The sequence below is a fragment of the Actinoallomurus rhizosphaericola genome, from assembly GCF_024055675.1.
Classification (GTDB): domain Bacteria; phylum Actinomycetota; class Actinomycetes; order Streptosporangiales; family Streptosporangiaceae; genus Actinoallomurus; species Actinoallomurus soli.
In genome coordinates, this window is record NZ_JAMXMW010000002.1 from 115,069 (window position 1) to 140,614 (window position 25,546).

Consider the following 25,546-nt stretch of genomic DNA (forward strand, 5'->3'; position numbering starts at 1 on the left):
CACTGCCGCTCAGGCCGGGCCGGCCTTCTCCCCGCGGTCGAGCCAGAGCTGGAGGCCGTCGAGGAGGCGTTCGACCGCGAAGGCGAACCCCTCGTCCTGCAGACCGTCCGGATCCAGCGCCCGGTTCTCCCGCCACCAGGCGCCATAGTGCGGGTAGTGGGAGGAGACCTCGTCGATGTACGGCCGCAGCTTCTCGACCGACTCACCCACGCTCGTGCCGGGGGCGATCGACCGCTTCCACGCCGCCTCCATCGTCGCCGAGCCGATCACGTGGGACATCAGGAGCGAACTCGCGTACGCGACATCCAACCCGGAGAAGCCGGCGGCCGTCAGGACCCCCACCATGCGATCACTCATGCGCATGGCGTTGGGGCCCATCATGGGACGGACGCCGAACAGCCCGGCGACCCACGGGTGGCGCAGGATCATCGAGCGAAGCCCGTGCGCCAGGGCGGTGGCCGCGGTCCGCCAGTCGGTCGCGCCCACCTCGGGAACCTCGATCTCCCCCATGACCTCGTCCAGGACCAGCTCGAGGAGCTCGTCCTTGGTCGCGACGTACCAGTACGCGGAGGTCGCCCCGGCGGCCAGCCGCTCGCCGAGACGGCGCATGCTCAGGCCCTCTAGCCCCTTCTCGTCGAGCAGCTCGATGGCGGTTCGCACGATCTGCGCGCGGCTCAGCGTCGGCTGGGCGCCACGGGAGCGCGGCGGCCGCGTCCACACGGATTGCCCGAGAGGGTCAGCGTTCGACGGCATTCAACGTCCTTCACCAGGGTGACCTACCCCGCCAGCCTACCGGCGCTCGTACGGTGTTCGATATTCCTAGTACGGCGTACGAACACGGTGGTACGGTGTGCGAGAAACCGCACACCGTACGAACGGACGGTCATGTCGACCTCTCATCCGCGCCGCTGGTGGATCCTCAGCGTCCTGTGCCTGAGCCTGCTGGTCCTGGTCATCGACAACACGGTGCTCAACGTCGCCATCCCGTCGCTGATCCGCGACCTCCACGCGAGCAACTCCGACATCCAGTGGATCCTCGACGCCTACATCCTGGTCTTCGCCGGGCTGCTGCTGACCGCCGGCAGCCTGTCCGACCGGCACGGCCGGCGTCGCGGACTGATCATCGGCCTGGTCCTGTTCGGCGGCGCCTCGCTCGCCGCGTCCTTCGCCGACAGCCCCGGCCGGCTGATCGCGACCCGCGCCGCGATGGGTGTCGGCGGCGCATTCCTGATGCCCGGCACCCTGTCGATCCTGACGACGGTCTTCGACGACACGGAGCGCAAGAAGGCCATCGCCATCTGGAGTTCGGTGCTCATGCTCGGCGCGGTCGGCGGCCCCACGCTCGGCGGCCTCCTGCTGCAGCACTTCTGGTGGGGCTCGGTGTTCCTGCTGAACGTGCCGGTCGCCGCGCTCGGCATCCTGGCGGCGCTGCTCATCATTCCCGAGTCACGCGGTCCGGCCGGCCGTCCCGACCTGGCCGGCGCCCTCCTGTCCATGGCCGGGGTGACCGCCCTCGTCTGGGGTGTGATCTCCTCCGCCAAGGACGGCTGGTCGGCGCCGCCGACGCTCGGCGGATTCGCGCTGGCCGTGGTCGCGCTCACCGCCTTCGCGCTCTGGGAGCGGCGGTGCCCGGAGCCGATGCTGCCGCTGGCCCTGTTCCGCGACCGCAACTTCAGCGGCGCCAGCCTGTCGATCGTCCTGCTGTCCTTCTCCGCGGGCGGCTGCCTGCTGGCACTCACCCAGTACCTGCAGTTCGTCCTGGGCTACGGACCGATGAAGGCCGGCACCGCGCTCATCCCCATGGTCGCGGCCGCGATGGCCTTCAACGGCATCGGCGTGGTCGTGGACAAGAGGTTCGGCGCGCGGGTGGCACTGGCCGCCGGGCTCCTCCTGGTCACGGCGGGGTTCGCGGTGCTCGCCTCGGTCGCGCCCGGTGACGGCTACGTGAAGCTGGCCGTCGCCCTCGTGATCCTTGGCGCGGGCAGCGGAACGGCGGGGCCCGCCGCGTACGGGACCCTGCTGGCCGCCCTGCCGCCCGAACGCGCGGGTGTCGGCTCCGCCGTCAACGACACCGTCCAGCAGGTCGGCCAGGCGCTGAGCGTCGCCGTGCTGGGCAGCGTGCTCACGGCGGCCTACACCGCGAAGATGCCGGATGACACGGTCGGGGCGGCGCGGCACTCGATCGGCGAGGCGCTGGCCATCGCCGCGGCCCGCGGCGACGCGACGCTGGCCCGCACGGCCAAGGACGCCTTCGTGCACGCCATGTCGATCACCTCGGTCGTCGGCGTCGTAGGCGGGATCGCCGCCGCCGTCCTCGCGTTCTCGGTGCTGCGCCCGAAGCCGCACGCCGTACCGGAACCGGTCCCCGAACCCGCCGCCGAGACCGGCCGCTGACCTCACCCACAGGCCGGACCGGCGGACCGGCCGGTTCGGCCCGTGCATCAGGCCCGCGACACCGGCCACGATCCAAGCCCACGGTTCAAGCCCACGGTTCAAGCCCGCGGTTCAGGTCCGCCGTTCAGAACGGCGGCGCTGATAACGCCGCGCGACGCGACGCGGATACGCCGCGCGACGCGACGCGGGTACGCGGCACGGCGCGGCGTACGCGGGGCGGCGCGGTGTACGCGGGGCGGTCAGGCGGTCAGGCGGGCGACGGCGGCGTCGATGCGCTCGTCGGTGGCGGTGAGGGCGACGCGGACGTGCCGGGTGCCCGCCGCGCCGTAGAAGTCGCCGGGCGCGACGAGGATGCCCAGCTCCGCCAGTGCCTTGACGGTGTCCCAGCACGGCTCGTCGCGGCTCGCCCAGAGGTAGAGCCCGGCCTCGGAGTGGTCGATGCGGAAGCCGTACGCCTCCAGGGCCGTGCGGAGGACGGCGCGTCTGCGGGCGTACCGCTCGCACTGCTCCTGGACGTGCGCGTCGTCGCGGTAGGCGGCCGTCATCGCGGCCTGGACCGGCGCGGGAACGATCATGCCGGCGTGCTTGCGAACCTCGAGCAGCGCGGTGATCAGGGCGGGGTCCCCGGTGAGGAAGCCGGCGCGGTATCCCGCGAGGTTGGAGCGCTTGGACAGCGAGTGCAGCGCGATCAGGCCGCGGTGGTCTCCGTCGCATACGTCCGGGCGCAGGACCGAGACCGGCTCGGCGTCCCAGCCCAGCTCGATGTAGCACTCGTCACTGATCACGGTGGCGCCGCGCTCGCGCGCCCACGCGACGACCTTGCGCAGGTGCTCGGCCGGCAGCACCTTGCCGGTGGGGTTGGACGGCGAGTTGATCCAGACGATCTTCGGTGTCTCCGGCCCGAGGGAGAACAGCCCGTCGACGGCCCGCGGCGTCGCGCCGGCGAGCCGGGCGCCGACGTCGTAGGTCGGGTACGCCAGCTCGGGGAAGACCACGGTGTCGCCCGGTCCCGCGCCCAGCAGCGTCGGCAGCCAGGCGACGGCCTCCTTGGTGCCGATCACGGGCAGGACGGCGGCCGGGTCGGCCGCGACGCCGAGCCTGCGGGTCAGCCAGCCGGCGACGGACTCGCGCAGTTCGGGCGTGCCGTACGTGGCGGGGTAACCGGGAGCGTCGGCGGCGTCCACCAGCGCCCGCCGGACGATCTCCGGCGTCGGGTCGACGGGCGTGCCGACCGACAGGTCGACGATGCCGCCGGCGTGCTGCCGGGCCTGCTCCTTGTACGGGGTGAGCAGGTCCCAGGGAAAGTCGGGCAGCGTCTTGATCAAATCAGTCCCCCAACGTCCGCGCGCCGCCTGCCGCTCACCGGCAGACGGCGCGCCTCGGCCTCAGCTGAACTCTCGCGTCCGGGAACGCCGGGCGGCGTGGGCTCAGGCCTCTTCGCCCTGCGGCGGCAGCGCCGCCACGATCGGGTGATCCTTGTCGATCTTGCCGACCTTGGAGGCACCTCCCGGCGAGCCCAGATCGTCGAAGAATTCCACGTTGGCCTTGTAGAAGTCCTTCCACTGATCCGGCGTGTCGTCTTCATAGAAGATCGCCTCGACGGGGCACACCGGCTCGCAGGCGCCGCAGTCGACGCACTCGTCCGGGTGAATGTAGAGCATGCGCTTGCCCTCGTAGATGCAGTCGACGGGGCACTCCTCGATGCATGCCTTGTCGAGCACGTCCACGCAAGGCTGCGCGATGACGTAGGTCACGTGTACTCCTCAACGTCTGTGGCCATCGCCACGCTCGCAGCGGTGTCATTGCCTAGTATTGCTGCTGTCAGCCAACGCTTTCACCATGGGGGGCGTCACATCGGCCCGCGTTTCTCCGCCCGGTATGTCGTTTCGATAGCTCCGTCCGATATCGGACGTCGCGTCTCGCTTCGACGCCGTGTCTCCAGCGGAGCGTACAGCGACGTCGTCGGCGAGCTGAGAGGGTGGGCGGACGGCCGCCTCACCGTGCGCCGCCGCGACGGCTCCGACGTCGAGGTCGCCGAGGCGGACCTCGTGGCGGGCAAGGTGGTCCCTCCGCCGCCCCCACGCCGCGCGCCCCGCTCCTGACACCCGCCGCCGGCCGCGGCCCGAAAGACGCCCCCCGGCCGAGCAACCACCCCCGGCCGAACGAACACCCCCGCGGATCGATCCCACGCGGACGACCGGCCACGGGTCGCCGAGAGCGGCGCCACCGGCCGCGGGCGCTCAGGCCGGGGTCAGGGCAGCGGCCAGTCGGGGACCTCCTCGGGCAGGTCCCGGCTGACCCTCATCGGGAACTCGGCCGGGCGCTTCTCCAGGAAGGACGTGACCCCCTCGGCCGCGTCCGGGGCGGATCCCAGCGCGTACATCAGGCGCGAGTCGGCCCGGTGCGCGTCCCACGGCGAGGACGCGCCCAGCCCCGACCACATCAGCCGCCGCACGGCCGCGACGGACACCGCCGACGTGTTCGCCGCGATCTCCCCGGCCAGCGCGTACGCCGCGTCGAGAAGCTCACCGGCGGGGTGGACGTAGGACACCAGGCGGCCGCGCAGCGCCTCCTCCGCGTCGAAGACCCGGCCCGTGGCGGCCCACTCCATGGCCTGGGCGATGCCGACCAGGCGGGGCAGGAACCAGCTCGACGCCGCCTCCGTGACGATGCCGCGCCGGGTGAAGACGAAGCCGAACCGCGCGCCCTCGGCCGCGAGCCTGATGTCCATCGGCAGGGTCATCGTGACGCCCACGCCGACCGCCGGCCCGTTGATCGCCCCGATCACCGGCTTGAGGGAGCGGGCGATCCGGAGGGCGACGGTGCCGCCCCCGTCGCGTGGTGAGCCGTCCTCGAAGGTGTCCTCACCGCCGAACATGTCCCGCGCGGCCTTGTAGTCGAACGTCGAGCCGCCGCGCTCCAGGTCGGCCCCGGCGCAGAAGGCCCGCCCCCGGCCGGTGACGACGACCACCCGGACGTCGTCGTCCGCGTCCGCGCGGTCGAAGGCGTCGATCAGCTCGCCGCGCATCACGAGGGTGAAGGCGTTGAGCCGGTCGGGGCGGTCGAGCGTGATGGTCGCGATCCCGTCGGCGACGGCGTAGTCGATCTCGGTGTACGTCACTGCTGCTCCTCGCGCCCGCGAACGGTTACAGACGGATACAGAACGGGATTCTAGAGGCGGGTCACGCCCCGCCCCCGGCGGACCGCGCGTGCGCGGTGTCCTCGTCGGCGGGGCAGCCGACGAGCGGCGGCAGGGCCGGGGCCAGCACCTCCCGGCTCCAGTCGGCCACCGTGCCGGCGTAGCCGTCGGGCGGCGTCACCTCCAGGGTCCCGGTCGAGGTGGCCGCCAGGCGGGTGACGACCGGGCCGCCGTCCAGGAACGGGGTGGCGCCCCAGAAGGCCCAGAAGTCGTCCGGCTCGATCCGTGGATGGTCGTCGAGGCTGCGCGTGGGCCGCGCCGGATGCTCCCGGCACCACCGCCACTGGTCGGTGAGCAACCGGGACGCGATCGCGCGCAGCAGGTTGAGCGCGGGCAGGTCCTGCGTGCAGGCGACCCCGTCGATCACGAGGTTCGGCAGGCCGAACCGGCGCAGCCCGAGCAGCGTGACGCGCAGGCAGGCGCATCCCGCCGCGCCGGCCGGGCCGGGACGGCGCGCCGCCTCGTCGACCTCGTACCTGGTGCCGAACCACTGGTCGCCCATGCGGAACCAGCCGCGCTCGGCGCGCGCCAGGCCGTCGCGCAGGAGGACCTGCCGGGCCTGCGGGTCGATGAGGACGCCGTTCGTCGCGTCGGCGAGGGCGCGGGCCACGGCCCGCGCGACCTGCTCGCGGTGCGGCTGCTCGACGGTCAGCGCCTGGTGCACGAGCAGGATCTGATGGGACGACTCGCGGACGCGCCGCCGATCTTCGTCGCAGGCCAGCACGTCGTCGAGCCGCCAGGTCGCCTCACCGGCGTCGACGGTGAAGATGCCGAGCCGCGGCGTCTTGAGCGCCTCGATGGCCGGTTTCCGGAAGGGCTCGGGCACGCGCCACGGGACGACCGCGTAGGGGTCGACCGGCGGCTCGCTGGTGGCGATCACGTAATGCGACGTGACGACCTCAGGCACGGAAAGCACGAAAGGGGACATGACCGGCTCCTTGACGTTCGTGATGGATGGGCGCGCGCCGGCTCAGGCGGCCGTGCGGCGTGGCGCCTCGGGGACGTAGGGCATGGCCAGGTCGACGACGTCGTTCCACCACAGGGCGGCGGGGGCGTCGAAGCCGGCGGGCGGCCCCACCATGAGGTAGGGCAGGCCGTCCGCGCCCTCGGGCGGGGCTGGTCTCAGGCGCACGCGCACGGGCGCGCCCGCCGCGCCGGTCGGCTCGGCCGCCCAGTAGCGCCAGACGTCCGCGCCGTCCACGCGCGCCTCGGCCGGGACGCGGCGGAGCGGCGCGCCGGGATTGCAGGCCAGCCAGGCCCAGTGCTCGTCGAGAAGGCCGACGGCCAGGCAGCGCAGCAGCGTGACCGCGGCGAACAGGTTGCCGCCCGGGACGGCGGCGGCCTCCAGCTCCGGGAACCCGAAGCGGTGCAGCCCGGCGGTCACCAGGTGCAGCTCGTCGTTCTGCCCGCGGCCCTCCCCGGCACCCTCCTCGCGGCCTTCCTCGCCGGTGACGAACGTCGCGAGCCAGTCGTCCGCCAGGCAGAACTCCGGATGCTCGGGGCCCCGCCGGAAGGCGTGCGGCAGCACCTGGTGCGACCACGCGTCGTACACGACCCCGTCGCAGGCCTCGGCGACGGCCCGGGCGATCTCGCGGACCGCCTGCGCGTGCGCGGGCTGGGAGACGGGCGGTGCGTGGCCTGTGATCACGATGTGGTGCCGCGCCCCGTCGAGGAGATGGGCCTCCTCCGGCCGCGCACGGGCGGCCGTGCGGATGAGGTCGGCGTATCCGGACTCGGCGACGGGCCGCCCGCGAACGCGCAGCAGGGACGAGCCGAGCAGCTCCGCCGCCAGGGGAAGGCCCACCCGGCCGCGTGCCGCCCGCACCGGATCGTCGAGCGGGTGCGCGGTGGCCACCACGAACGGGGCGGCGACGGACGCGGGAACGGTCAGGTCGATCATCGTGTGCCTCCGGGAATCGGTCTCCCGGAGAGCCTCGCGCGGCGTGCTCCGCCGCCATAAGCCCCGCGTTCCGTTCTGTGGATAACCACCACACGAGCGTCGACACCGTCTCTGACCCGCCGTGACGCTGATCACCCCGAACGATCCAGGATGCGAGACGTTACGGCAGTTGGCGGCTATGTCCTATATGTTGCGCACATGCAATGGGCCGTGGCGACGTACGACACCGCGTTCGGGTACGTCTCCGCGCACGGGGCGCCGCTGCTCGACCTGCTCGATCCTCAGCCCGACGAGCGCGTCATCGACCTGGGCTGCGGAACGGGTGTGAGCACCGCCGAGATCGCCGCGCGCGGCGCGGACGTCATCGGGATCGACGAGTCCCTCGAGATGGTCAACGCGGCGCGCTCGGAACACCCGCACCTGTCGTTCGCCGTCGGCGACGCGCACGACTTCACGATCAGTGAGCCGTACGACGCCGTCTTCTCGAACTCGGCGTTGCACTGGATGTCCCGTGACCCCTCCGCGGTCATCTCGCGGGTCCACGCCGCGCTGCGTCCGGGAGGCCGGTTCGTGGCGGAGATGGGCGGCGCGGGCAACTGCGCGGAGCTGATCGCCGCCGTGCAGACGGCCTGGCGCGTCTTCGGGCTGCCGGAACCCGAGTTGCCCTGGTACTTCCCCACCCCGGCCGAGTACGCGACCCGGCTGGAGGAGGGCGGCTTCGTCGTACGGCTCATGGAGTACTTCGACCGGCCGACGCGCCTCGCCGAGTGCCCGGACGGCGCCGCCGACTGGGTCCGGCTGTTCGCGCCGGAGCTGATCGCCGAGGTCCCCCCGGAGCTCGCCGGCCCGCTCCTCGACCGGGTGAACGAACTGGCCGCCCCCGCTCTCCGCCGTGAGTCCGGCTGGATGGCCGACTACGTACGGCTCAGGTTCGCCGCCGTGCGCAAGCCCGGCGGTGACGAACTCGTCCAGTCGCAGGCCCCGCAGGCGCCGCCGCCCCCGCACACCCCGCCGGGGGCTCACCCGTCCCAGCCTCCGCACGCGGCGTCGACCTCCCAGACTCCCCCGGCGCCGCACACACATTCGGCGCCGCAGGCCTGAGCGTCCCGGACGCGGGGCCGGCTCGTACGGTGCGAGCGCCCGGCTTGTGGGTAAGGTCGTCCGCATGCTGCGCCTGTACGATCCCGGAACCGGGCGCGTCACGGAGATCGCCCCGGCTCGTCCCGGCGTGATACGGATCGCCTGTGTCGAGGAGCTGCGCGCCCAGGTCGTCGGCGACCTGATCCGCCGGCTCGCCACGCGCCACCGGCTGCGCGCGCTGGGGATCTGGAACACCGTGCCGGGAGCGTCGGACCTGGGCGTACGCCCGGCCGAGCTGACCTCCGGCCCCGCCGACGTGCACGTGGGCGCGACGGTCGGCCGCTGGGTCCCGGCGTCCTGGGACGGCCTCGACCCGCTCGCCGCGCGCCTGGCGCTGCTGGAGGCCCACTACCGGGCGGACCTCCCCCACACCCGTACGGACCTGGCCGCGGCGGACGCCTCGCTCACCGCGTGGCGGCGCCGCGTCGCCGGCTGGGCCGAGTCCCCGGGGCGGCCGCCCGAGCGCTCGTACGTCGCGGAGGCGGTCGCGCACCTGGACGCCGACCTCGACACCCCCGCGGCGCTGTCCTGCCTGGCCCGGCTGGCGGAGGACGATTCCGTACCGCCCGGCGCCAAGTTCGAGACGGCGGTCGAGCTGGACATGATTCTGGGCCTCGACCTGGTCCGGCTGATCGGTCGCCTCTAATCCGGGATAAGGCCGCGACCGATCGACCCGTTCTTGGGAACCTCTTTTCTTGCCCCTACCGCCTCAGTAAGCTCATGAGGTAATTTGCCCCGATGCCCGGGAATTGACGATGCGATTCCGCATGTGCGTCGGTCCGCTGATCCTGGCGGGCCTGCTCACAGCCTGTGGCGGCCGCGCGGCCGGCGGCTTTCACCCCAGCGGGCAGGCCCAGGGGGACGGCTCCCCCATGACATCCTCGGCCCCCGACACGGCGTCACGACCGAGCGCCTCGGCCGGCCCCGTGAGCAATCCGGCGGGCGATCCGACGGGCGGCGGCCCGCTCCCCCGTACGCCGCAGTCCGCCCTCACCGCCTACCGCGAGTACCAGCGGATGTACGAACAGGCTTACGAGACCAATGACACCAGCCGGCTCGACGCGGTGGCCATGGATCCGCTTTTGTCGATCATCGAGAAGGACGTCGAGAAGATCCGGCGACAGGGCGTCTTCTGGCGATTCCACAATGTCCTGAATCCGCGCGTTCAGGGCAGTTCCAAAGACGATTCGACCGTCGTGATCCTCGACTGCGTACGCACCCTCGGCTCGTACCGCTTCTCCGCCAAGACGGGAAGACGGCTCGCCGCCTGGCGTGACGGCAGCAACCTCTACCAAGCGATCATGCGCTACTCCGACGGCACCTACAAGATCTCCGATGCGACGGAGGGCAGGAAATGCTGACCAGACGATCCTCCATCGCCGTCCTGCTGACCCTCCTTCCCGGCACCGCCGTCGGCCTGGCGTCCGGCGCGGCCGCGGCGGCCCCGCTGTGCCTGCCGAACGCCTGCGCCCACAGCCACATCACCATCCCCGGCGGCGGAGGCGGTTCCGAGGGCGAGGGCGGCGGAGGCGACGGCGGGGGCGACAGCGGCGGAGGGCCGGGCCTGGGCTGCCCGACCGTGAACGACCAGGTGGTCTGCCCGCCCGGCGGCGCCGCGCCCGCGGCCGCTCCTCACATCCCCACCATCGACGTCGCCTACGACGCGCGGGACAATCTGGAGCTTCCCGTGCCGCGCATCGGCACGGCGCCCAGCGGGCGGTCGTACGTCCGGATCAAGACCGGCCTGTGGGTGGACGACGTGGGGACCAAGACGGCGGAGGCCGCGGTCCCGGGCCAGCACGTGGTCGTCACCGCGGCCCAGCCGGTCGTGACCTGGGACACCGGTGACGGGCAGACCCTGACGTGCGACGCGGCGACGGCGGGCACGCCCGGCGACACGGACTGCGCCCACGTCTACGACAGATCCTCGGCGAGCCGGCCGGGCGGCAAGTACACCGTCACCGCGACCATCGGCTACAACGTCACCTGGGCCTGTGACGGCCCCGAGTGCGATACGGCCGGCGGCGTGTTCGGGCAGATGACCGGCCCGCCCGGCAACCTCCTCCTCGCGGTCGGCGAGGTGCAGACCGAGTCCAACCCCGGCTGATCGACGCACCCAAGGAGGAGCGATCGGTGTTCCGACCCCGTGCGTTCGCCCCGGCCGTGGTCGCCGCCGGCGTTCTCCTCGCCGGCTGCGGCGGAGGCGGCCACAAGACGGCCGGATCCGCGTCGCCCTCGGCCCCGAGGCCGTCGGCGAGCCCGTCCCCGACGCCGAGCTACACGTCGGGTCGTGTCAAGGCCGCCCTCCTGTCGGCCGAGGACATCGACTCGCACGTCGCCCCGGTGCCGCCGAGCACTCCGGCGCTGCAACGGCGCGCCGTCCCGTCGTGCTCCCTGTCGGCGATCAAGCCGTCGGGCAGCCCCGACGCGGTGGTGCGCCAGTTCCGCGCGAGCAGGTACTCCGGCGCCAACTTCGGCCAGATCGCGCTGACCTACCCGGACGCGGCCGCGGCGGCCGCGATGTTCGCGACGATCCGGGCGAAGGTCACGGCCTGCCCGAGCAGCAGGCACGTCCCGCAGAAGACCCTCTCCGGCGGCAGCATCGCCCTCGCCCACGACGACACCTGGCACCCCTCGGAGGAGACGACCCCCGGGTGGGCTCACGTGCGCGGGACCGAGAGGACGACCATCTCCCCGTCCAGCAGCGTGATCAACGTCTTCTACCGCATCTACGACTACGTCAGCCGCGGCAACGTCGTCCTCGTCTCGATGTACTGGGAGCGTGTGGCGCCGAAGGCGTCCGCCGACAAGGTCGCGCGGAAGGCGACGTCACTGCTGACGAAGCAGCTCGCCCGGCTGCCCTGACCGGGCCGCCGGTCGCGGCGGCCTCGGGCGGGGGTCACGTCAGGCGGCGGTCCGCCACGACGATGCCGTCCTCATCGGCGTAGAGCCAGGCCCCCGGCCGGAACTCGACGCCGCCGAACGTCACCGGGACGTCGGCCTCGCCGGTGCCCTCCTTGGCGCTCTTGCGGGGGTTGGAGCCCAGCGCTCGGATCCCCAGGTCGAGTCCGCGCAGCGCCACGACGTCGCGGACGGCCCCGTTGATCACCACTCCGGCCCAGCCGTTCGCGACCGCCGACCCGGCGATCAGGTCGCCCATCAGCGCGGTCCGCAGCGAGCCGCCGCCGTCGATGACGAGCACGCGGCCCTCCCCCGGTGTGGCGAGCACCTTCTTGAGCAGCGCGTTGTCCTCCCAGCAGCGGACGGTCGCCACCGGTCCCGCGAAGCGTTCCCGCGCCCCGTACGAGGCGAACTGCGTCTCGCAGCTCGCCAGCTCGGACCCGTACTCGTCGAAGAGATCAGCCGTCGCGAAGGTCATCTACCGGATGGTAACAACGAACGGGTCAGGCGTCCGGGCCTCCGTTCGGGCGGCCGAGCAGCCGGGACAGGACGATGGAAGTCTTGGTCTGCACGATGTTCGGTTCGTTGCGCAGCCGCTCCAGGGCCTGTTCGAGGGCCTGGATGTCGTGGGCGCGCAGGTGGACCAGCGCGTTCGCCTCTCCGGTGATCGTGTAGGCCGCCACCACCTCGGGATGCCGGCGGATGCTGGCGGAGATCTCGTCCGGGGACGTACGGCCCGCGCAGAACAACTCCACGAACGCCTCCGTCGTCCAGCCCAGCGCCGATGGATCGACGACCGCGGCGTACCCCGTGATCACGCCGTCGTGCCGCAGCCGGTCGACCCGGCGCTTGACCGCCGGGGCCGACAGGCCGACCTCGTCACCGATCTGCGCGAAGGACGCGCGGGCGTTCTCCAGCAGACACGCAACGATCCGCCGGTCGATGTCGTCAAGACGCAATGATGAGACCCTCCGACGCGCATATCCGTTATTGGTGTTGCGGACACACCGACCTTACGCTGCGGGTGGTGCCTCACCAACCCACTGGGCGCGACCTCGGGCCCGCATTGCCAGGAGTACGACATCGATGACGATGCAGACCCTTGCCCGCGATGGCGCGGGCATCTCGGCGGGGCAGCCGGCACGGACCTACCTGATGTGCCCGCCGACCCACTTCGACGTCCAATACGCGATCAACGCGTGGATGGACCCGACCACCCCGGTCGACCGTGACCGGGCCCGCCACGAGTGGGAACGCCTCCGGGCGACCTACGTCTCACTCGGGCACACCGTTCACGTCCTGCCGCCCGTCCCGGGCCTGCCGGACATGGTCTTCGCCGCGAACGGCGCGACCGTCGTCGGCGGCATGGTGCTGGGCGCGAAGTTCCGCCACCCCCAGCGCGCCGCCGAGGCCGACGCGCACCGGATGTGGTTCGAGGAGCACGGCTACCGGCGCATCCGGGCGGCCGAGCACGTCAACGAGGGCGAGGGGGACTACGCCTTCGCCTACCGCGCGATCGTCGCGGGCCACGGCTTCCGTACGGACCCGGCCGCGCACAACGAACTGCACGACGCGTTCGGGCTGCCGGTCGTCAGCGTCCGGCTGGTCGACCCGCGGTTCTACCACCTCGACACCGCGCTGTGCGTGATCGACCCGTTCACCGCGGCGTACTACCCCGGCGCCTTCGACGAGGACGGCCTGATCAAGCTGCAGGCGCTGTTCCCCGAGCTGATCGAGGCGACCGAGGAGGACGCCCTGGCGTTCGGACTGAACGCGGTCAGCGACGGCCGGCACGTGATCGTTCCGGATGACGCCGTCACGCTGATCGCACGGCTCACCGAGCGCGGCTTCCACGTCGTTCCGATCGAGATGACGGAGCTGCGCAAGGCGGGGGGCGGCCCGAAGTGCTGCACCCTCGAACTCCGCCCGTAGCTGGGACAATAGGACCCGGGAGACCCCGCGGGTCCGAGAAGGAGCACCGTTGAACACGCAGGAGCTGCGGGCGCTGTCGGACGAGCACAGCGCACACAACTACCATCCGCTGCCGGTCGTGATCGCCGAGGCCGAGGGCGCCTGGGTGACGGACGTCGACGGCAAGCGGTACCTCGATATGCTGTCGGCGTACTCCGCGGTCAACTTCGGGCATCGCCACCCGCGGCTGGTCGAGGCCGCGCGGCGGCAGCTCGAACGCGTCACGCTGGTCAGCCGGGCGTTCGACCACGACCAGTTCGGGCCGTTCGTCGCCGAGCTGGCCGAGCTGGCCGGCAAGGAGATGGTCCTGCCGATGAACAGCGGCGCCGAGGCCGTCGAGACCGCGCTGAAGACCGCCCGCAAGTGGGGGTACGAGGTCAAGGGCGTGCCCGCCGACCAGGCGAACATCGTCACCTTCGAGGGCAACTTCCACGGCCGTACGACGACGATCGTCAGCTTCTCCACGGACCCGGACGCCCGCAACTCCTACGGCCCGTTCACGCCCGGCTTCCGTACCGTGCCGTACGGCGACGTCGATGCGCTGCGCGCCGCCGTCGACGAGAACACGGTCGGCGTGCTGATCGAGCCGATCCAGGGCGAGGCCGGTGTCAACGTCCCGCCGAGCGGGTTCCTGACGGCGGTGCGCGAGATCTGCACCGCCCGCGGCGCGCTGATGATCGCCGACGAGATCCAGTCGGGCCTGGGCCGTACCGGCACGACGTTCGCGGTCGAGCACGAGAACGTCGTCCCGGACGTCTACATTCTCGGCAAGGCGCTCGGCGGCGGCATCCTGCCGGTCTCCGCCGTCGTCGCCGACCGCGACGTCCTGGGCGTGTTCAAGCCGGGCCAGCACGGCTCGACGTTCGGCGGCAACCCGCTCGCCTGCGCGGTGGGCCGCGAGGTCATCGCGATGCTGCGGACCGGGGAGTTCCAGGAGCGGTCGCGGACGCTGGGGGCGCACCTGCACGCCCGGCTCGGCGCGCTGCCGCCGGAGCAGGTCCGCGAGGTGCGCGGCCGCGGCCTGTGGGCCGGCGTGGAGCTGAACGGCAAGGCGCGGCCGGTCAGCGAGCGGCTGATGGAGCGCGGCGTGCTGGCGAAGGAGACGCACGAGACCACGCTCCGGCTGGCCCCGCCGCTGATGGTGAGCCAGGAGGACCTGGACTGGGCGCTCGACCGGCTGGAGGCCGTGCTCACCGAGATGTGAGCGGCGTCGTCCACCGTCTGCGGAGGTCCGGGCCCTGAGGGCTCGGACCTCCGCATATATCGGTCCATATCCCCGTAAATAGGTTTGCGGCCGTCGAACCCGGAGCTCTATAGTCCAAGTGGATTATTCAGTATCGACGAGAAAAGACGATCATGGCGCGACCGCTCACGCCTCTCGGGTTGGCGGTGCTGAGACTGCTCCACGACGAGCCCATGCATCCGTACGAGATGCAGCAGCGCATCCGGGACCAGGCCATCGACCGGGTGGTCAAGGTGGCGCACGGATCGCTGTACCACACGGTCGAACGGCTCGCCGGCCTGGGACTGATCGAGCCGGTGGAGACCACGCGGGAGGGACGGCGCCCCGAGCGGACGGTCTACGCGATCACTGAACACGGGCGCGACGAGGCGAATTCCCGGCTCCGGGAATTCATTCGCCGTCCCACGCGGGAGTACCCGGTGCTCGGCATGGCGCTGTCCTTCCTGGCGATGCTGCCGCCGGACGACGCCGCCCAGCTGCTCGACCGCCGCACGGTCGCCCTGGAGGCCGATCTCGCCGCCCACGACATCGTCGTGGACGGTCTGATCAAGCAGGGCCTGCCGCGGATTCACCTGGTCGAGGTCGAGTACTTCAACGCCCAACTGCGGTCCGAGCTCGAGTACGTACGGGCCCTCAGCGAGGACATCAAGAGCGGCCGGCTGACCTGGCGGCCTCCCGGCCGCCCGAACGGGGAGAACAACGACCGATGAGGAAATGGCATGGCAACCCCTGGGCGATCTTGTTGACGCTCAGTCTCGGGTTCTTCATGACACTGCTGGACCTGACGATCGTGAACATCGCGATGCCCAGCATGATCGACAAGCTGCACGCGTCACTGGACGAGGTCCTCTGGGTGGTCAACGCCTACGTCCTCGTCCTCGCGGTCCTGCTGATCACCGCCGGTCGCCTGGGCGACCTGCGCGGCCAGCGCAACCTGTTCATCACGGGCGTGGCCGTCTTCACCGTCGCCAGCCTGCTCTGCGGCATCTCGCAGAACCCGGCCGAGCTGATCGCCGCCCGCGCGGTGCAGGGCCTGGGCTCCGCCCTGCTGATGCCGCAGACGATGGCGATCATCATCGCCACCTTCCCGGCCGAACGCCGGGGGGCGGCACTCGGCATCTGGGGCGCCGTGGCGGGGGTCGCGACGATCGCCGGGCCCACACTCGGCGGGCTCCTGGTCACCGCCTTCGACTGGCGATGGATCTTCTTCGTCAACCTGCCGATCGGCGTGATCGTCCTCGTGCTGGCGTTCACGGTCATCCCCAGCGTCCGGATCGAGCGCTCCCACCGCCTCGACCTCGTCGGCGTGCTGATCGCCACGGCCGCGCTGTTCTGCCTCGTCTTCGCCCTGACCGAGGGCCAGCGGTACGACTGGAACGGCGTCATCTGGGCGCTGTTCGCGGCGGCGGCCGTCATCTTCGCCGTCTTCCTCGTGCAGCAGCGAAGCCGGCAGAGCCGCGACCCGCTGGTCCCGTTCGTCCTGTTCAAGGACCGTAACTTCACGGTCCTGAACTTCGTCGGCGCGGTCCTGTCCATCGGGATGATCGGCGTGTTCCTGCCACTGACCATCTACCTGCAGTCGGTGCTCGGCTTCAGCGCCCTCAAGGCGGGCCTCGTCATGGCCCCGTCCTCCGTCATCTCGATGTTCCTCGCCCCGGTCGCCGGCCGGATGGCCGACAGGATCGGCGGCAAGTACATCCTCATGGCCGGGCTCACGCTGTACGCGATCGGCATGGGCTGGATCGTGCTCATCGCCGGCGTCGACTCCAGCTGGCCCACCTTCCTGCCCGGCCTGATCGTGTCCGGGATCGGTATCGGCGGCGTCTTCGCGCCGATGGCCACCGAGGCGATGCGCGGCGTCGACCCCCGCATGGCCGGCGCGGCCTCCGGCGTCAACAACACGACCCGCCAGATCGGCTCGGTCGTGGGCAGTGCGGCTGCGGGCGCCATCCTGCAGAACCAGCTCGCCTCCCACCTCCGGACCGAGGCCGAGAAGCGCGCGGGCGCGCTCCCCGCCGAGGCACGCGGCCCGTTCGTCCAGGGGTTCAAGGACGCCGCCAAGGGCGGCCTCGAGGTGGGCGCCGGCCAGACCGGGGCGGCCCAGCACGTGCCGAAGGGCCTGTCCCAGCAGGTCGTCGACCAGCTCACCAGGGCGGCCGCGAGCGTGTTCGGGCACGGCTTCGTCGACGCGATGAAGCCGACGATGCTCCTGCCGATCGCCCTCGTCTTCGTCGGAGCCGCCGCCTGCTTCGCGGTGCGGGGCTACCGGCGCAGCCCGGCCGCCGGCTCCCCCGCGCGCGTCGAGGCGACCACCGGCTGACACCCACGGCGAGCGCGGCGTGGAACACGGCGATCCTGCGAAGCGTCGAGCGCGCACGTCCGACCGGGCGTGCGCGCTCTGCGCGTTCTGCGGACCGTTGCCGCGAACCGCGCGCCGCGACTCAGTCCCGCGACGCGGGCACGGACGTCGTGCCGCGCAGCATCCAGGGGCGGGCGGAGCGGGTGATCGCGACCGCGACGACGGCGGCGATCGCCCCGCCGAAGATGAAGACGTACCCGGCGGTGGTGCCGGTGACGATGAGATCGCCCTCCGGACGCCGGCTCGACAGCAGCACGACGACGATCAGCCACGGCACGGCCAGGGCGGCCACGCCGAGCTTGCTCTCCATGGCCCACCCGGCGAGCCGGAACGCGGCGAACTCGACGAGGGACAGGAGGATGGCGGCCACCGGGACGCTCCCGGCCGTCCAGGAGAACTGGAACGACGTGACCGCGCCGAGGAACAGCCCGAGCACGACGAGCACGCCGTACGCCGCGCCCGTCACCAGGCCCGGCGCGGGCGAGGGCTCCTGAGGGGCGAGCGGGCCCGACCATTGCTCCACAGCGGGTCAGGCTACCGCGTGCCCGAGACCGGTCTCGCGGCCGTCCTCGCCGGGCGGGCCCGGCTCCCCGGCGAGCAGCGTGAAGTACTCGACGCCCGGAAGCGGCTGGCCGACGTCGTTGGACAGCGCGAAGTACGGCGGCTCGACGGTGATCTGCGTACGGTGCGCCCGCATCGCGTCGATCTTGGCCGGCAGGTGCTCGCGGGCGTCGACGCGCGTGGTCACCTGCTCGTCCGGGACGCCGAACCCGAAGTCGGCGACCGACGCGACCCGCTCGAACGGCCCCCGGTCCACCGCCTCCTCCAGGGTCGACAGGGGAACGGCGGTGGCGTAGAACCGCGACGGCCGCCAGGGCTCGCCGGTGCCGAAGGACGGGTCCGCCGACCGCTCGAACGCACGCCACGCGACCCGGTGCGCCTGGATGTGGTCCGGGTGGCCGTAGAAACCGTCGGCGTCGTAGGTGACGACGACCTGCGGGCGGACCTCGCGCATGACGGCGACGAGCTCGGCCGCGGCCTCGTCGACGTCCGCGCGCCAGAAGCACCGCGGGTGGTCGTTGGACGCCACGCCCATCATCCCGGAGTCGCGCCAGCGTCCCGGTCCGCCGAGGAACCGGTGGTCCGTCACCCCGAGCGCGGCACACGCCTTCGCCAGCTCGCCGACGCGGTACTCCCCCAGCGCGTCCCCGCTCAGGTGACGCAGCTCCTCCGGGATGACCTCGCCCTCCTCACCGCGTGTGCAGGTGACCAGGCAGACGTGGGCGCCCTCGGCCGCGTACTTGGCCATGGTCGCCCCGGTCTCGATGGACTCGTCGTCGGGGTGGGCGTGGACGAAGAGGATGCGCAAGTCGGCCATGGCCCGCAACGCTAATCGGCGGGCTGGCTCGCCTTGCCACCGCCCGGCTGCTTGTCGCCTCCGGACCCGTCGTCGCCGCCCGTCGGGCCGCTCGTCGGCTGCTTCGGGCCGCCGGTCGGCTGCTCATCGGTGGGCTGCGTCGTGGTCGGCCGGTCGCTGGTCGGCGCCGACGTCGCCGTATGCGTGGGCAGCGTCCGGTGGGTCGTCGGCGCCTGGCTGTAGGCGGGCTCGGAGTGCGAGCCGACCGGCGCGGGCCGCTGCGAGTCCCCGCTGTCGGAGGACGCCTCGCTGGAGACCTGGGCGCTCGGCGCCGGGCCGGGTGCCGGTTTGTTCCCGTGGTGCCCGGCCGCCCAGACGACCGCGGCGGCGAGCCCCACCGCCAGGACGAGACCGGCCACCGCCGCCAGGACCAGCCGCGGCGACGTGCCGCGGCGCGCGACACCACCCGGATGCGTCGCCGTGGCGTACTGCGGCATCGTCGAGCCTCCGGCGCCCGCGCCCGCGGCCGCGGCCGCCCCGGCCATCGCCCCGAGGCCGCCCGCCGCGATCGTGGGCGCGGCCGGAGTGACCGGCGCGGTCGGCGGGACGCCGGCGGCCCTGGTCTCGGCGAACGCCGCCCCCTGGTCCAGGATCGCGGTCTGCGGGCCCGCGCCCGCCATCGGAGCGGCCGGCGTGACGCCCTCCTCGCCGAGCAGCCGCATCAGCAGCTGCTGGGCGTTGGGCCGGACCGCCGGATCCTTGGCGAGGCAGTCGGCGACGATGCCGCGCAGCGGCTCCTGCACGCCGCCGAGGTCCGGCGGCTCGCTCAGGATGCGGTTGATCACCGCCATCACGGTGTCCTGCCCGAACGGCGCGGAGCCGGTCGCGGCGTACACCATGGTCGAGCCCCAGGCGAAGATGTCCGCCGCCGGCGTGATCTCCTTGCCGGTGAGCTGCTCGGGCGCCATGTAGGCGGGGGTCCCGATCGCGGAGTTGGTCATCGTCGCGGCCGCGTCCAGGGCCTTGGCGATGCCGAAGTCGATGACCCGCGGCCCGTCGGGGCCGATCAGGACGTTCTGCGGCTTGAAATCACGGTGGACGATGCCCGCCTGATGGATCGCGACGAGCGCGGTGACGGTGCCGATGGCCAGGCGCTCCAGCTCCGCGCCGGACCGCGGGGACTCCCCGGTGACCAGCTGCTGCAGCGACGGGCCTGGGACGTACTCGCTGACGATGTACGGCCGGTCGCCGTCCACGTCGGCCTCCAGGACCTGCGCCGTGCAGAACCGGGCGACCCGCTTGACCGCGGACAGCTCGCGCAGGAACCGGCTCCGCGCGGTGTCGTCCTGGGCGAGGTCGCCGCGCAGCAGCTTGATGGCCACCGGATCCCCGGCGGCCGACCGGCCGAGGTAGACCGTGCCCTGGCCGCCCTCCCCGAGGCGGCCCGTGACTTCATATGACCCCAACCGGTCAGGATCACCGGGCTGCAGGGGACGGGCGTCGGGCATCAACACTCCTGGGGGAACGGCTCATGGACGGCAATAGTCTTCCGCATGACCGGCGGGCTTGCACGGAGCATTCACGGCCTCCTGGCAGGATCGGACCATGACGACGAGCTTCCCCCGGCAGAGCGCGCGTACACGGAGGTTCACCCTCGGAGCGCCGCGCGGTTTCCAGGTCTCCCCCGACGGTTCACGGGTCGTGTTCCTCCGGACGCGGGGCGGCACGGACCCGGTCACCTGCCTGTGGGCGCTCGACGTTCCCGGCGACGGCGGCGAGGCGCGCGAACGCCTGATCGTCGATCCGCGCGCCCTCGACCTGCCCGGTGAGGAGGACCTGCCCGCGGAGGAGAAGGCCCGCCGGGAGCGTGCCCGCGAGCAGGCGGGCGGGATCGTCGCCTACGCCACCGACGAGGGACTGACGCTCGCCGCGTTCGCCCTGTCCGGGCGGCTGTTCGTCACCGACCTCGGCACCGCCGTCCGGCCCCTCGACGCCGCCGTCCCGGCGTTCGACCCGCGCCCGGACCCGACCGGCGCCCACGTCGCGTACGTCTCCGGCCGCGCCCTGCGCGTGATCGAGGTCGCGACCGGAACGGACCGCGCGCTGGCCGAGCCGGAGGGCGAGCAGGTCTCGTACGGCCTCGCGGAGTTCATCGCCGCCGAGGAGATGCAGCGCATGCGCGGGTACTGGTGGGCGCCCGACGGCACGGCCGTCCTCGCCGCGCGCGTCGACGAGTCGCCGGTGCGCCGCTGGCACATCGCCGACCCCGCGAACCCGGCGACGCCGCCGCGCGAGGTCGCCTACCCGGCCGCGGGCACCCCGAACGCCGACGTCTCCCTCTTCGTCCTCGGGCTGGACGGCACGCGGCAGGCGGTCGAGTGGGACCGGGAGGCGTTCCCGTACCTCGTCACCGCCCGCTGGGGCTCCCGCGGCATCCTGCTCGTCGTCCAGACCCGCGACCAGAAGACGATGCGGATCCTGGAGGCCGACCCGTCGACCGGGCGTACCACGCTCGTCCGGGAGGACACCGACCCCGTCTGGCTGGACATCGTCCCCGGCGCGCCCGCCCGTACCGGGACGGGCGACCTCGTCTGGGTGGCCGAGGACGGCCACGACGCGCGCGGACTGATCGTCGGCGGCGAGCGCGTCACGCCGGACGACCTCCACGTGCGCGCCGTCGTCGACGTGGACGGCGACACGGTCCTGTTCACCGCCTCCGACGAGCCCACCGAGATCCACGTCTGGGCGTACGGCCCCGAGGGCCTGCAGCGGCTGACCGAGGGCGCGGGCGTGTTCGGCGGCCGCCGGCGCGGCGGCACGACCGTCCTCACCGGAAGCCGGCTCGACCGGTTCGGCACCGAGACCACCGTGCTGCGCGACGGCGCCCCGGCCGGCCGGATCCTCTCCCACGCCGAGCAGCCGGCCCTGGACGTCGGCGTCACGCTCATCCGCGCCGGCGAGCGCGAGCTGCGCACCGCGGTGCTGCTGCCGGCCGGGTACACCGGGGACGAGCCGCTGCCCGTCCTCATGGACCCCTACGGCGGGCCGCACGCCCAGCGCGTCCTGGCCGCGCGCCGCGCCTTCGCCGAGCCGCAGTGGCTCGCCGACCAGGGGTTCGCGGTCGTCGTCGCCGACGGGCGCGGCAGCCCCGGCCGGGGGCGCGACTGGGAGCGCGCGATCCACCGCGACCTCGCCGGGCCGGTCCTGGACGACCAGATCGCGGCGCTGCGCGGGGCGGCCGAGCGGTTCCCCCTCGACCTGTCGCGGGTGGCCATCCGCGGCTGGTCGTTCGGCGGGTACCTCGCCGCGCTCGCGGTGCTGCGCCGACCGGACGTCTTCCACGCCGCGATCGCGGGCGCGCCCGTCACCGACTGGACCCTGTACGACACGCACTACACGGAGCGTTACCTCGGCCATCCCGGCGAGGACCCGGAGCCGTACGAGCGGTCGAGCCTGTTCGGCGCGGTTACCGGCGGTGACGCGCCCGCGGACGTGACGCGGCCGCTGCTGCTCATTCACGGACTGGCCGACGATAACGTCGTCGCCGCTCACACGCTGCGTCTATCCTCGGCATTGCTGGCCGCCGGCCGGCCGCACGCCGTCCTGCCGCTGTCGGGGGTGACCCACATGACGCCGCAGGAGGTCGTCGCCGAGAACCTCCTGCTCCTCCAGATCAGGTTCCTTAAGGAAGCGCTCGCGTGACCGTTGCCCCCGCGCCCGGTAAAGGGCACCATTCTTCAGACGGTGCGACCGGCACCCCGACCCCCGACGAGACGTGAGCGAGATAATCGAGCACTCGACCTCGGTCGTTCCCGGCGACGGCAAGCTGGAGATCCTCCTCATCGAGGACGACCCGGGCGACGCCTTCCTGTTCGAGGAGCTCCTCGACGAGGAGCTGCCCGACGCCAACATTCTCCAGGCCCGCACGCTCCGGGAGGCGCGTGAGCGCCTGCACCCGGGCGTCCACTGCGTCGTGGCCGACCTGTCGCTGCCCGACGCCGAAGGGCTGGACCTGTTGCGCCAGGTGCTCGACATGGCTCCGCGCTCGGCCGTCCTGGTCCTGACCGGCCGCAGCGACGCCGCCGTGGGCGTCGCCGCCGTCGCCGCGGGTGCCGAGGACTACCTGATCAAGCACGAGGTCGACGGGCCGCTGCTGGCCCGCGCCATCCGCTACGCCCTGGAGCGCAAGCGCGCCGAGGACTCCGAGCGCGAGCTCATGGAGGCGCAGATCCGGAGCGAGGAGAACGCCCGGATCGAGCTCGGCCTGCTGCCCGTCCCGCTGATCAACGACCCGGACCTGCACCACCACACGCGGTACCGCCCCGGCCGGGAGCGCGCCCTCCTCGGCGGTGACTTCTACGACACCGTGCAGACCTCCGACGGGTCGGTCCATCTGGTCATCGGCGACGTCTGCGGGCACGGCCCGGACGAGGCCTCGCTCGGCGTCCGGCTGCGGATGGCCTGGCGCACCCTCGTCCTGGCCGGCCACACCGGGACGGACCTGCTGGGCACGCTGGACACGGTCCTGTGCCACGAGCGCTGGTCCGAGGAGATCTTCACGACGCTCGCCATGATCACGATCGCGCCGGACCGGCGGAGCGCGCGGTTCCACATGGCCGGGCATCCGGCGCCGCTGCTGTTCGGCGAGACCACGGCCGAAGCGCTGCCCGACGACGCGTACGGCCCGGCGCTCGGCCTGTTCCCCGGGTCCGAATGGCCGGCCTCGGACATGGAGCTGACCGGCCCCTGGTCGTTCATGCTCTACACCGACGGGCTGATCGAGGGCCGCATCGGCGGCGGCGCGGACCGGCTCGGCACCGACGGGCTCGTCGAGCTCGCGGCCGGCGCCCGCGCCCGGGGCCTCACCGGCGACCTGCTCATCGATCACCTCGTCGCCGAGGTCGAGTCCCTCAACGGCGAGGCGCTCACCGACGACCTGGCCGTCGTCATGCTCTCCGGAAAGGCAGACCGGTGACCGCTCCTTCGACACGCCGCCCGCGCCAGGCGCCGGCGCTCCACGTCGACGCGGAGGACGTGCCGAGACTGGGCGTCGGTCACTGGTACAGCCTCGGTCTCGTCCTCCTGATGCTCGCCGTCATCGTCGTGGGCACCGCCGTCGGACTCGTGGTCAGGGACGGCAGCGCGGCCCGTACCGCGTTGCTCCGGCACGTCGACCCCGCCGTGCTGGAGTCCGGCCGGCTCAGCACCTCCGTCTCCGCGGAGGTCGGCGCGATCCGGTCGTACAGCCTGACCGGGGACAAGACGGCCCCCGCCACGTACCGCCAGGCCGAGAGCGAGACGACCGCCTCCCTCGCCTCGATCACCAGGCTGCTCCGGGACACCCCCCACGCCGGCCCCGCCCGGGCCGCGATCGCGGAGGTCGGCTCCCGCGCCGCCGCCTGGCGACACGACTACGCCGACCCGCTGACCAACGGCACCGGCAAGCCCTCCGCCGCCTTCGGCGAACAGCGGTTCGCCGCGGTGCGCGACGCCGTCGCGACCGCCCGCACCCGCCTCGCCGAGCTGCAGCACCGGTCCGCCGACCGGCTGGACCGCAAGGTCGACCTGCTCTACGAGATGCTGGTGGGCGGGGCGGTCGTACTGGTCGTCGGCGCGCTCGGCCTCACCCTCCTGATCCGGCGCACCGTGCTGCGCCCGGTCGCCGCGCTCACCGGCCAGGTCCGCCGGGTGTCCCAGGGCGACCTGACCCACCCGCTGCGGGTGGCGGGGCCGGCCGAGCTCGCCGAGCTGGCGGCGCACGTCGACGCCATGCGCAACCACATCCTGGAGGAGTGGCGGGAGGCGTCCGAGGCGCGCGCCAAGCTCGACGAGCAGACCAGGGAGCTGCGCCGGTCCAACGCCGAGCTGGAGCAGTTCGCCTACGTGGCCAGCCACGACCTGCAGGAGCCGCTGCGCAAGGTGGCGAGCTTCTGCCAGATGCTCGAACGGCGCTACGCCGACGTCCTGGACGACCGCGGCCGGCAGTACATCGACTTCGCGGTCGACGGCGCCAAGCGGATGCAGTCGCTCATCAACGACCTGCTGAACTTCTCCCGCGTCGGCCGGGTGAACCGCGACATGACGGTCGTCAACTGCGAGACCGTTCTCGCGGCCGCCCTGGACAACCTGGGGCTGGCCCGGTCGGAGTCGGACGCCGGCATCACCTGGGACCCGCTGCCCAAGGTCATGGGCGACGCGACGCTGCTCACCCAGCTCCTCCAGAACCTCATCGGCAACGCGATCAAATTCCGCAGCGAGGAGCCGCCGCGGGTGAAGATCTCGGCCGAGCGCGACGGCGACTTCTGGGAGTTCGCCTGCAGCGACAACGGCATCGGCATCGACGCCGCCTACGCCGAACGGATCTTCCTCATCTTCCAGCGCCTGCACCCGAAGGACGAGTACGCCGGGACCGGCATCGGGCTGGCTCTCTGCAAGAAGATCGTCGAATACCATGGCGGCCGGATCTGGTTGGACACCGCGCCGGAGCAGAAGGGCACGACGATCCGGTGGACCCTGCCCGCCATTGAGGAAACCGACGACAGCGACGACAGCCTCGACAGCACGGAGACAGCCGAATAATGACCGACCTGACCGTACGCCCCATCGAAGTCCTGCTCGTCGAGGACGATCCCGGCGACGTCGTGCTGACGAAAGAGGCGTTCGATGACAACAAGGTCAGCAACAAGCTGTCGGTCGTCAGCGACGGCGAAGAGGCGATGCGGTTCCTGCGGCGCGAGGGCGACTACGCCGACGCCCCGCGTCCGGACCTCGTCCTGCTCGACCTGAACCTCCCCCGCATGGACGGCCGGCAGGTGCTGGAGGAGATCAAGGACGACGAGGCGCTGCGCACCATCCCGGTCGTCATCCTCACCACCTCCGAGGCCGAGGAGGACATCCTCCGCAGCTACCGGCTGCACGCGAACGCGTACGTCACCAAGCCGGTCGACTTCGACCAGTTCATCAAGGTCGTCCGCCAGATCGACGACTTCTTCGTCAGCGTCGTCAAGCTCCCCCGCGGCTGACGGCCCCACCACGGTCGGCCCCACCACGGTCGGCCCCACCACGGTCGGCCCCACCACGGT

General features: G+C 72.4%; 26 protein-coding genes. 15 read left to right on the top strand and 11 right to left on the bottom strand.

Going from position 1 to position 25,546, the window contains the following annotated elements; all coding sequences use genetic code 11:
- Positions 1–9: 9 nt before the first annotated feature.
- Positions 10–753 carry a TetR/AcrR family transcriptional regulator gene (locus tag NE234_RS04450; RefSeq protein ID WP_252777548.1) on the bottom strand — a complete coding sequence of 248 codons (744 nt, stop codon included), beginning with the start codon at positions 751–753 and terminating at the stop codon, positions 10–12.
- Between the two features lie 132 nt (positions 754–885).
- Here NE234_RS04450 and NE234_RS04455 point away from each other — a divergent pair, with 132 nt between their 5' ends.
- Entirely contained in the window at positions 886–2,394 is a 1,509-nt protein-coding gene (locus NE234_RS04455) for an MFS transporter (RefSeq protein ID WP_252777549.1), read from the top strand.
- A 239-nt stretch (positions 2,395–2,633) separates the two neighbouring features.
- Here the strand turns inward: NE234_RS04455 and dapC are convergent, their stop codons facing one another.
- Both dapC and fdxA read right to left on the bottom strand, forming a co-directional pair.
- Positions 2,634–3,716, bottom strand: coding sequence for a succinyldiaminopimelate transaminase (gene dapC / locus NE234_RS04460; protein ID WP_252778157.1), 1,083 nt, complete (start codon positions 3,714–3,716; stop codon positions 2,634–2,636).
- A gap of 105 nt (positions 3,717–3,821) precedes the next feature.
- Positions 3,822–4,148, bottom strand: a complete 327-nt coding sequence (fdxA, locus tag NE234_RS04465) for a ferredoxin (RefSeq protein ID WP_252777550.1) — start codon at positions 4,146–4,148, stop codon at positions 3,822–3,824.
- 42 nt (positions 4,149–4,190) lie between these two features.
- Here fdxA and NE234_RS46235 point away from each other — a divergent pair, with 42 nt between their 5' ends.
- Positions 4,191–4,496: a putative acetyltransferase gene (locus tag NE234_RS46235; protein ID WP_454923393.1), complete on the top strand. Its 306-nt coding sequence runs from the start codon at positions 4,191–4,193 to the stop codon at positions 4,494–4,496.
- Between the two features lie 149 nt (positions 4,497–4,645).
- Here NE234_RS46235 and NE234_RS04475 read toward each other — a convergent pair whose 3' ends face one another.
- The 3 genes from NE234_RS04475 to NE234_RS04485 form a co-directional block, all read right to left on the bottom strand.
- Positions 4,646–5,515 (bottom strand): enoyl-CoA hydratase-related protein, encoded by an 870-nt coding sequence (locus NE234_RS04475; protein ID WP_252777551.1) that lies wholly within the window; start codon positions 5,513–5,515, stop codon positions 4,646–4,648.
- 61 nt (positions 5,516–5,576) lie between these two features.
- Positions 5,577–6,521, bottom strand: a complete 945-nt coding sequence (locus tag NE234_RS04480; RefSeq protein WP_252777552.1) for a hypothetical protein — start codon at positions 6,519–6,521, stop codon at positions 5,577–5,579.
- 42 nt (positions 6,522–6,563) lie between these two features.
- Positions 6,564–7,493, bottom strand: a complete 930-nt coding sequence (locus NE234_RS04485) for a hypothetical protein (RefSeq protein ID WP_252777553.1) — start codon at positions 7,491–7,493, stop codon at positions 6,564–6,566.
- A gap of 198 nt (positions 7,494–7,691) precedes the next feature.
- Between NE234_RS04485 and NE234_RS04490 the strand changes: the two genes are divergently transcribed.
- The 5 genes from NE234_RS04490 (at position 7,692) to NE234_RS04510 (ending at position 11,498) form a co-directional block, all read left to right on the top strand.
- Positions 7,692–8,594 carry a class I SAM-dependent methyltransferase gene (locus NE234_RS04490; protein ID WP_252777554.1) on the top strand — a complete coding sequence of 301 codons (903 nt, stop codon included), beginning with the start codon at positions 7,692–7,694 and terminating at the stop codon, positions 8,592–8,594.
- 64 nt (positions 8,595–8,658) lie between these two features.
- A complete protein-coding gene (locus NE234_RS04495; RefSeq protein WP_252777555.1) occupies positions 8,659–9,279 on the top strand; it encodes a hypothetical protein in 621 nt (206 codons plus the stop codon).
- Between the two features lie 109 nt (positions 9,280–9,388).
- Entirely contained in the window at positions 9,389–9,994 is a 606-nt protein-coding gene (locus NE234_RS04500) for a hypothetical protein (RefSeq protein WP_252777556.1), read from the top strand.
- A complete protein-coding gene (locus NE234_RS04505; RefSeq protein ID WP_252777557.1) occupies positions 9,988–10,740 on the top strand; it encodes a hypothetical protein in 753 nt (250 codons plus the stop codon). The genes NE234_RS04500 and NE234_RS04505 overlap by 7 nt, the downstream gene beginning before the upstream one ends.
- Positions 10,741–10,766: 26 nt before the next feature.
- Positions 10,767–11,498 (top strand): hypothetical protein, encoded by a 732-nt coding sequence (locus tag NE234_RS04510; RefSeq protein ID WP_252777558.1) that lies wholly within the window; start codon positions 10,767–10,769, stop codon positions 11,496–11,498.
- A gap of 34 nt (positions 11,499–11,532) precedes the next feature.
- Here NE234_RS04510 and rraA read toward each other — a convergent pair whose 3' ends face one another.
- Complete coding sequence (gene rraA / locus NE234_RS04515) at positions 11,533–12,012, bottom strand: ribonuclease E activity regulator RraA (protein ID WP_252777559.1); 480 nt, start codon at positions 12,010–12,012, stop codon at positions 11,533–11,535.
- A gap of 25 nt (positions 12,013–12,037) precedes the next feature.
- Positions 12,038–12,493 carry an Lrp/AsnC family transcriptional regulator gene (locus NE234_RS04520; RefSeq protein WP_252777560.1) on the bottom strand — a complete coding sequence of 152 codons (456 nt, stop codon included), beginning with the start codon at positions 12,491–12,493 and terminating at the stop codon, positions 12,038–12,040.
- A gap of 127 nt (positions 12,494–12,620) precedes the next feature.
- Here NE234_RS04520 and ddaH point away from each other — a divergent pair, with 127 nt between their 5' ends.
- The 4 genes from ddaH to NE234_RS04540 all read left to right on the top strand — a co-directional run bounded on the left by ddaH (position 12,621) and on the right by NE234_RS04540 (position 17,068).
- Positions 12,621–13,466 carry a dimethylargininase gene (ddaH, locus tag NE234_RS04525; protein WP_252777561.1) on the top strand — a complete coding sequence of 282 codons (846 nt, stop codon included), beginning with the start codon at positions 12,621–12,623 and terminating at the stop codon, positions 13,464–13,466.
- A 49-nt stretch (positions 13,467–13,515) separates the two neighbouring features.
- Positions 13,516–14,709: an ornithine--oxo-acid transaminase gene (rocD, locus tag NE234_RS04530; RefSeq protein WP_252777562.1), complete on the top strand. Its 1,194-nt coding sequence runs from the start codon at positions 13,516–13,518 to the stop codon at positions 14,707–14,709.
- A 152-nt stretch (positions 14,710–14,861) separates the two neighbouring features.
- Positions 14,862–15,458 (top strand): PadR family transcriptional regulator, encoded by a 597-nt coding sequence (locus tag NE234_RS04535; protein ID WP_252777563.1) that lies wholly within the window; start codon positions 14,862–14,864, stop codon positions 15,456–15,458.
- Positions 15,455–17,068, top strand: a complete 1,614-nt coding sequence (locus tag NE234_RS04540; protein WP_252777564.1) for a DHA2 family efflux MFS transporter permease subunit — start codon at positions 15,455–15,457, stop codon at positions 17,066–17,068. The genes NE234_RS04535 and NE234_RS04540 overlap by 4 nt, the downstream gene beginning before the upstream one ends.
- A 121-nt stretch (positions 17,069–17,189) precedes the next feature.
- On the opposite strand, the gene NE234_RS04545 is transcribed toward NE234_RS04540, so the two are convergent.
- From NE234_RS04545 to NE234_RS04555, 3 genes are read right to left on the bottom strand one after another with little or no spacing between them, the layout of a single operon-like run.
- Positions 17,190–17,630 carry a DUF6113 family protein gene (locus NE234_RS04545; protein WP_252777565.1) on the bottom strand — a complete coding sequence of 147 codons (441 nt, stop codon included), beginning with the start codon at positions 17,628–17,630 and terminating at the stop codon, positions 17,190–17,192.
- Between the two features lie 6 nt (positions 17,631–17,636).
- Positions 17,637–18,485: an N-acetyl-1-D-myo-inositol-2-amino-2-deoxy-alpha-D-glucopyranoside deacetylase gene (gene mshB / locus NE234_RS04550; protein WP_252777566.1), complete on the bottom strand. Its 849-nt coding sequence runs from the start codon at positions 18,483–18,485 to the stop codon at positions 17,637–17,639.
- Between the two features lie 11 nt (positions 18,486–18,496).
- The gene (locus tag NE234_RS04555; protein ID WP_308206837.1) at positions 18,497–19,930 is read right to left on the bottom strand and encodes a serine/threonine-protein kinase; all 1,434 of its coding nucleotides are present in this window, start codon (positions 19,928–19,930) and stop codon (positions 18,497–18,499) included.
- Positions 19,931–20,069: 139 nt separating this feature from the next.
- On the opposite strand from NE234_RS04555, the gene NE234_RS04560 reads away from it, so the two are divergent.
- The 4 genes from NE234_RS04560 (at position 20,070) to NE234_RS04575 (ending at position 25,486) form a co-directional block, all read left to right on the top strand.
- Positions 20,070–22,166, top strand: a complete 2,097-nt coding sequence (locus NE234_RS04560; RefSeq protein ID WP_252777568.1) for a S9 family peptidase — start codon at positions 20,070–20,072, stop codon at positions 22,164–22,166.
- A 73-nt stretch (positions 22,167–22,239) separates the two neighbouring features.
- Complete coding sequence (locus NE234_RS04565) at positions 22,240–23,439, top strand: PP2C family protein-serine/threonine phosphatase (protein WP_252777569.1); 1,200 nt, start codon at positions 22,240–22,242, stop codon at positions 23,437–23,439.
- Positions 23,436–25,043, top strand: a complete 1,608-nt coding sequence (locus tag NE234_RS04570) for a sensor histidine kinase (RefSeq protein ID WP_252777570.1) — start codon at positions 23,436–23,438, stop codon at positions 25,041–25,043. The genes NE234_RS04565 and NE234_RS04570 overlap by 4 nt, the downstream gene beginning before the upstream one ends.
- Complete coding sequence (locus NE234_RS04575) at positions 25,043–25,486, top strand: response regulator (RefSeq protein ID WP_252777571.1); 444 nt, start codon at positions 25,043–25,045, stop codon at positions 25,484–25,486. Before NE234_RS04570 ends, NE234_RS04575 begins: the two co-directional genes overlap by 1 nt.
- Positions 25,487–25,546 lie beyond the last annotated feature (60 nt).

Bases quoted from the DNA above. Each gene is read 5' to 3' on its own strand.
- NE234_RS04450 (WP_252777548.1), bottom strand. From the start codon at position 753: ATGCCGTCGAACGCTGACCCTCTCGGGCAATCCGTGTGGACGCGGCCG.
- NE234_RS04455 (WP_252777549.1), top strand. From the start codon at position 886: ATGTCGACCTCTCATCCGCGCCGCTGGTGGATCCTCAGCGTCCTGTGC.
- NE234_RS04480 (WP_252777552.1), bottom strand. From the start codon at position 6,521: ATGTCCCCTTTCGTGCTTTCCGTGCCTGAGGTCGTCACGTCGCATTAC.
- NE234_RS04485 (WP_252777553.1), bottom strand. From the start codon at position 7,493: ATGATCGACCTGACCGTTCCCGCGTCCGTCGCCGCCCCGTTCGTGGTG.
- NE234_RS04490 (WP_252777554.1), top strand. From the start codon at position 7,692: ATGCAATGGGCCGTGGCGACGTACGACACCGCGTTCGGGTACGTCTCC.
- NE234_RS04495 (WP_252777555.1), top strand. From the start codon at position 8,659: ATGCTGCGCCTGTACGATCCCGGAACCGGGCGCGTCACGGAGATCGCC.
- NE234_RS04500 (WP_252777556.1), top strand. From the start codon at position 9,389: ATGCGATTCCGCATGTGCGTCGGTCCGCTGATCCTGGCGGGCCTGCTC.
- NE234_RS04505 (WP_252777557.1), top strand. From the start codon at position 9,988: ATGCTGACCAGACGATCCTCCATCGCCGTCCTGCTGACCCTCCTTCCC.
- rraA (WP_252777559.1), bottom strand. From the start codon at position 12,012: ATGACCTTCGCGACGGCTGATCTCTTCGACGAGTACGGGTCCGAGCTG.
- ddaH (WP_252777561.1), top strand. From the start codon at position 12,621: ATGACGATGCAGACCCTTGCCCGCGATGGCGCGGGCATCTCGGCGGGG.
- NE234_RS04535 (WP_252777563.1), top strand. From the start codon at position 14,862: ATGGCGCGACCGCTCACGCCTCTCGGGTTGGCGGTGCTGAGACTGCTC.
- NE234_RS04540 (WP_252777564.1), top strand. From the start codon at position 15,455: ATGAGGAAATGGCATGGCAACCCCTGGGCGATCTTGTTGACGCTCAGT.
- mshB (WP_252777566.1), bottom strand. From the start codon at position 18,485: ATGGCCGACTTGCGCATCCTCTTCGTCCACGCCCACCCCGACGACGAG.
- NE234_RS04560 (WP_252777568.1), top strand. From the start codon at position 20,070: ATGACGACGAGCTTCCCCCGGCAGAGCGCGCGTACACGGAGGTTCACC.
- NE234_RS04575 (WP_252777571.1), top strand. From the start codon at position 25,043: ATGACCGACCTGACCGTACGCCCCATCGAAGTCCTGCTCGTCGAGGAC.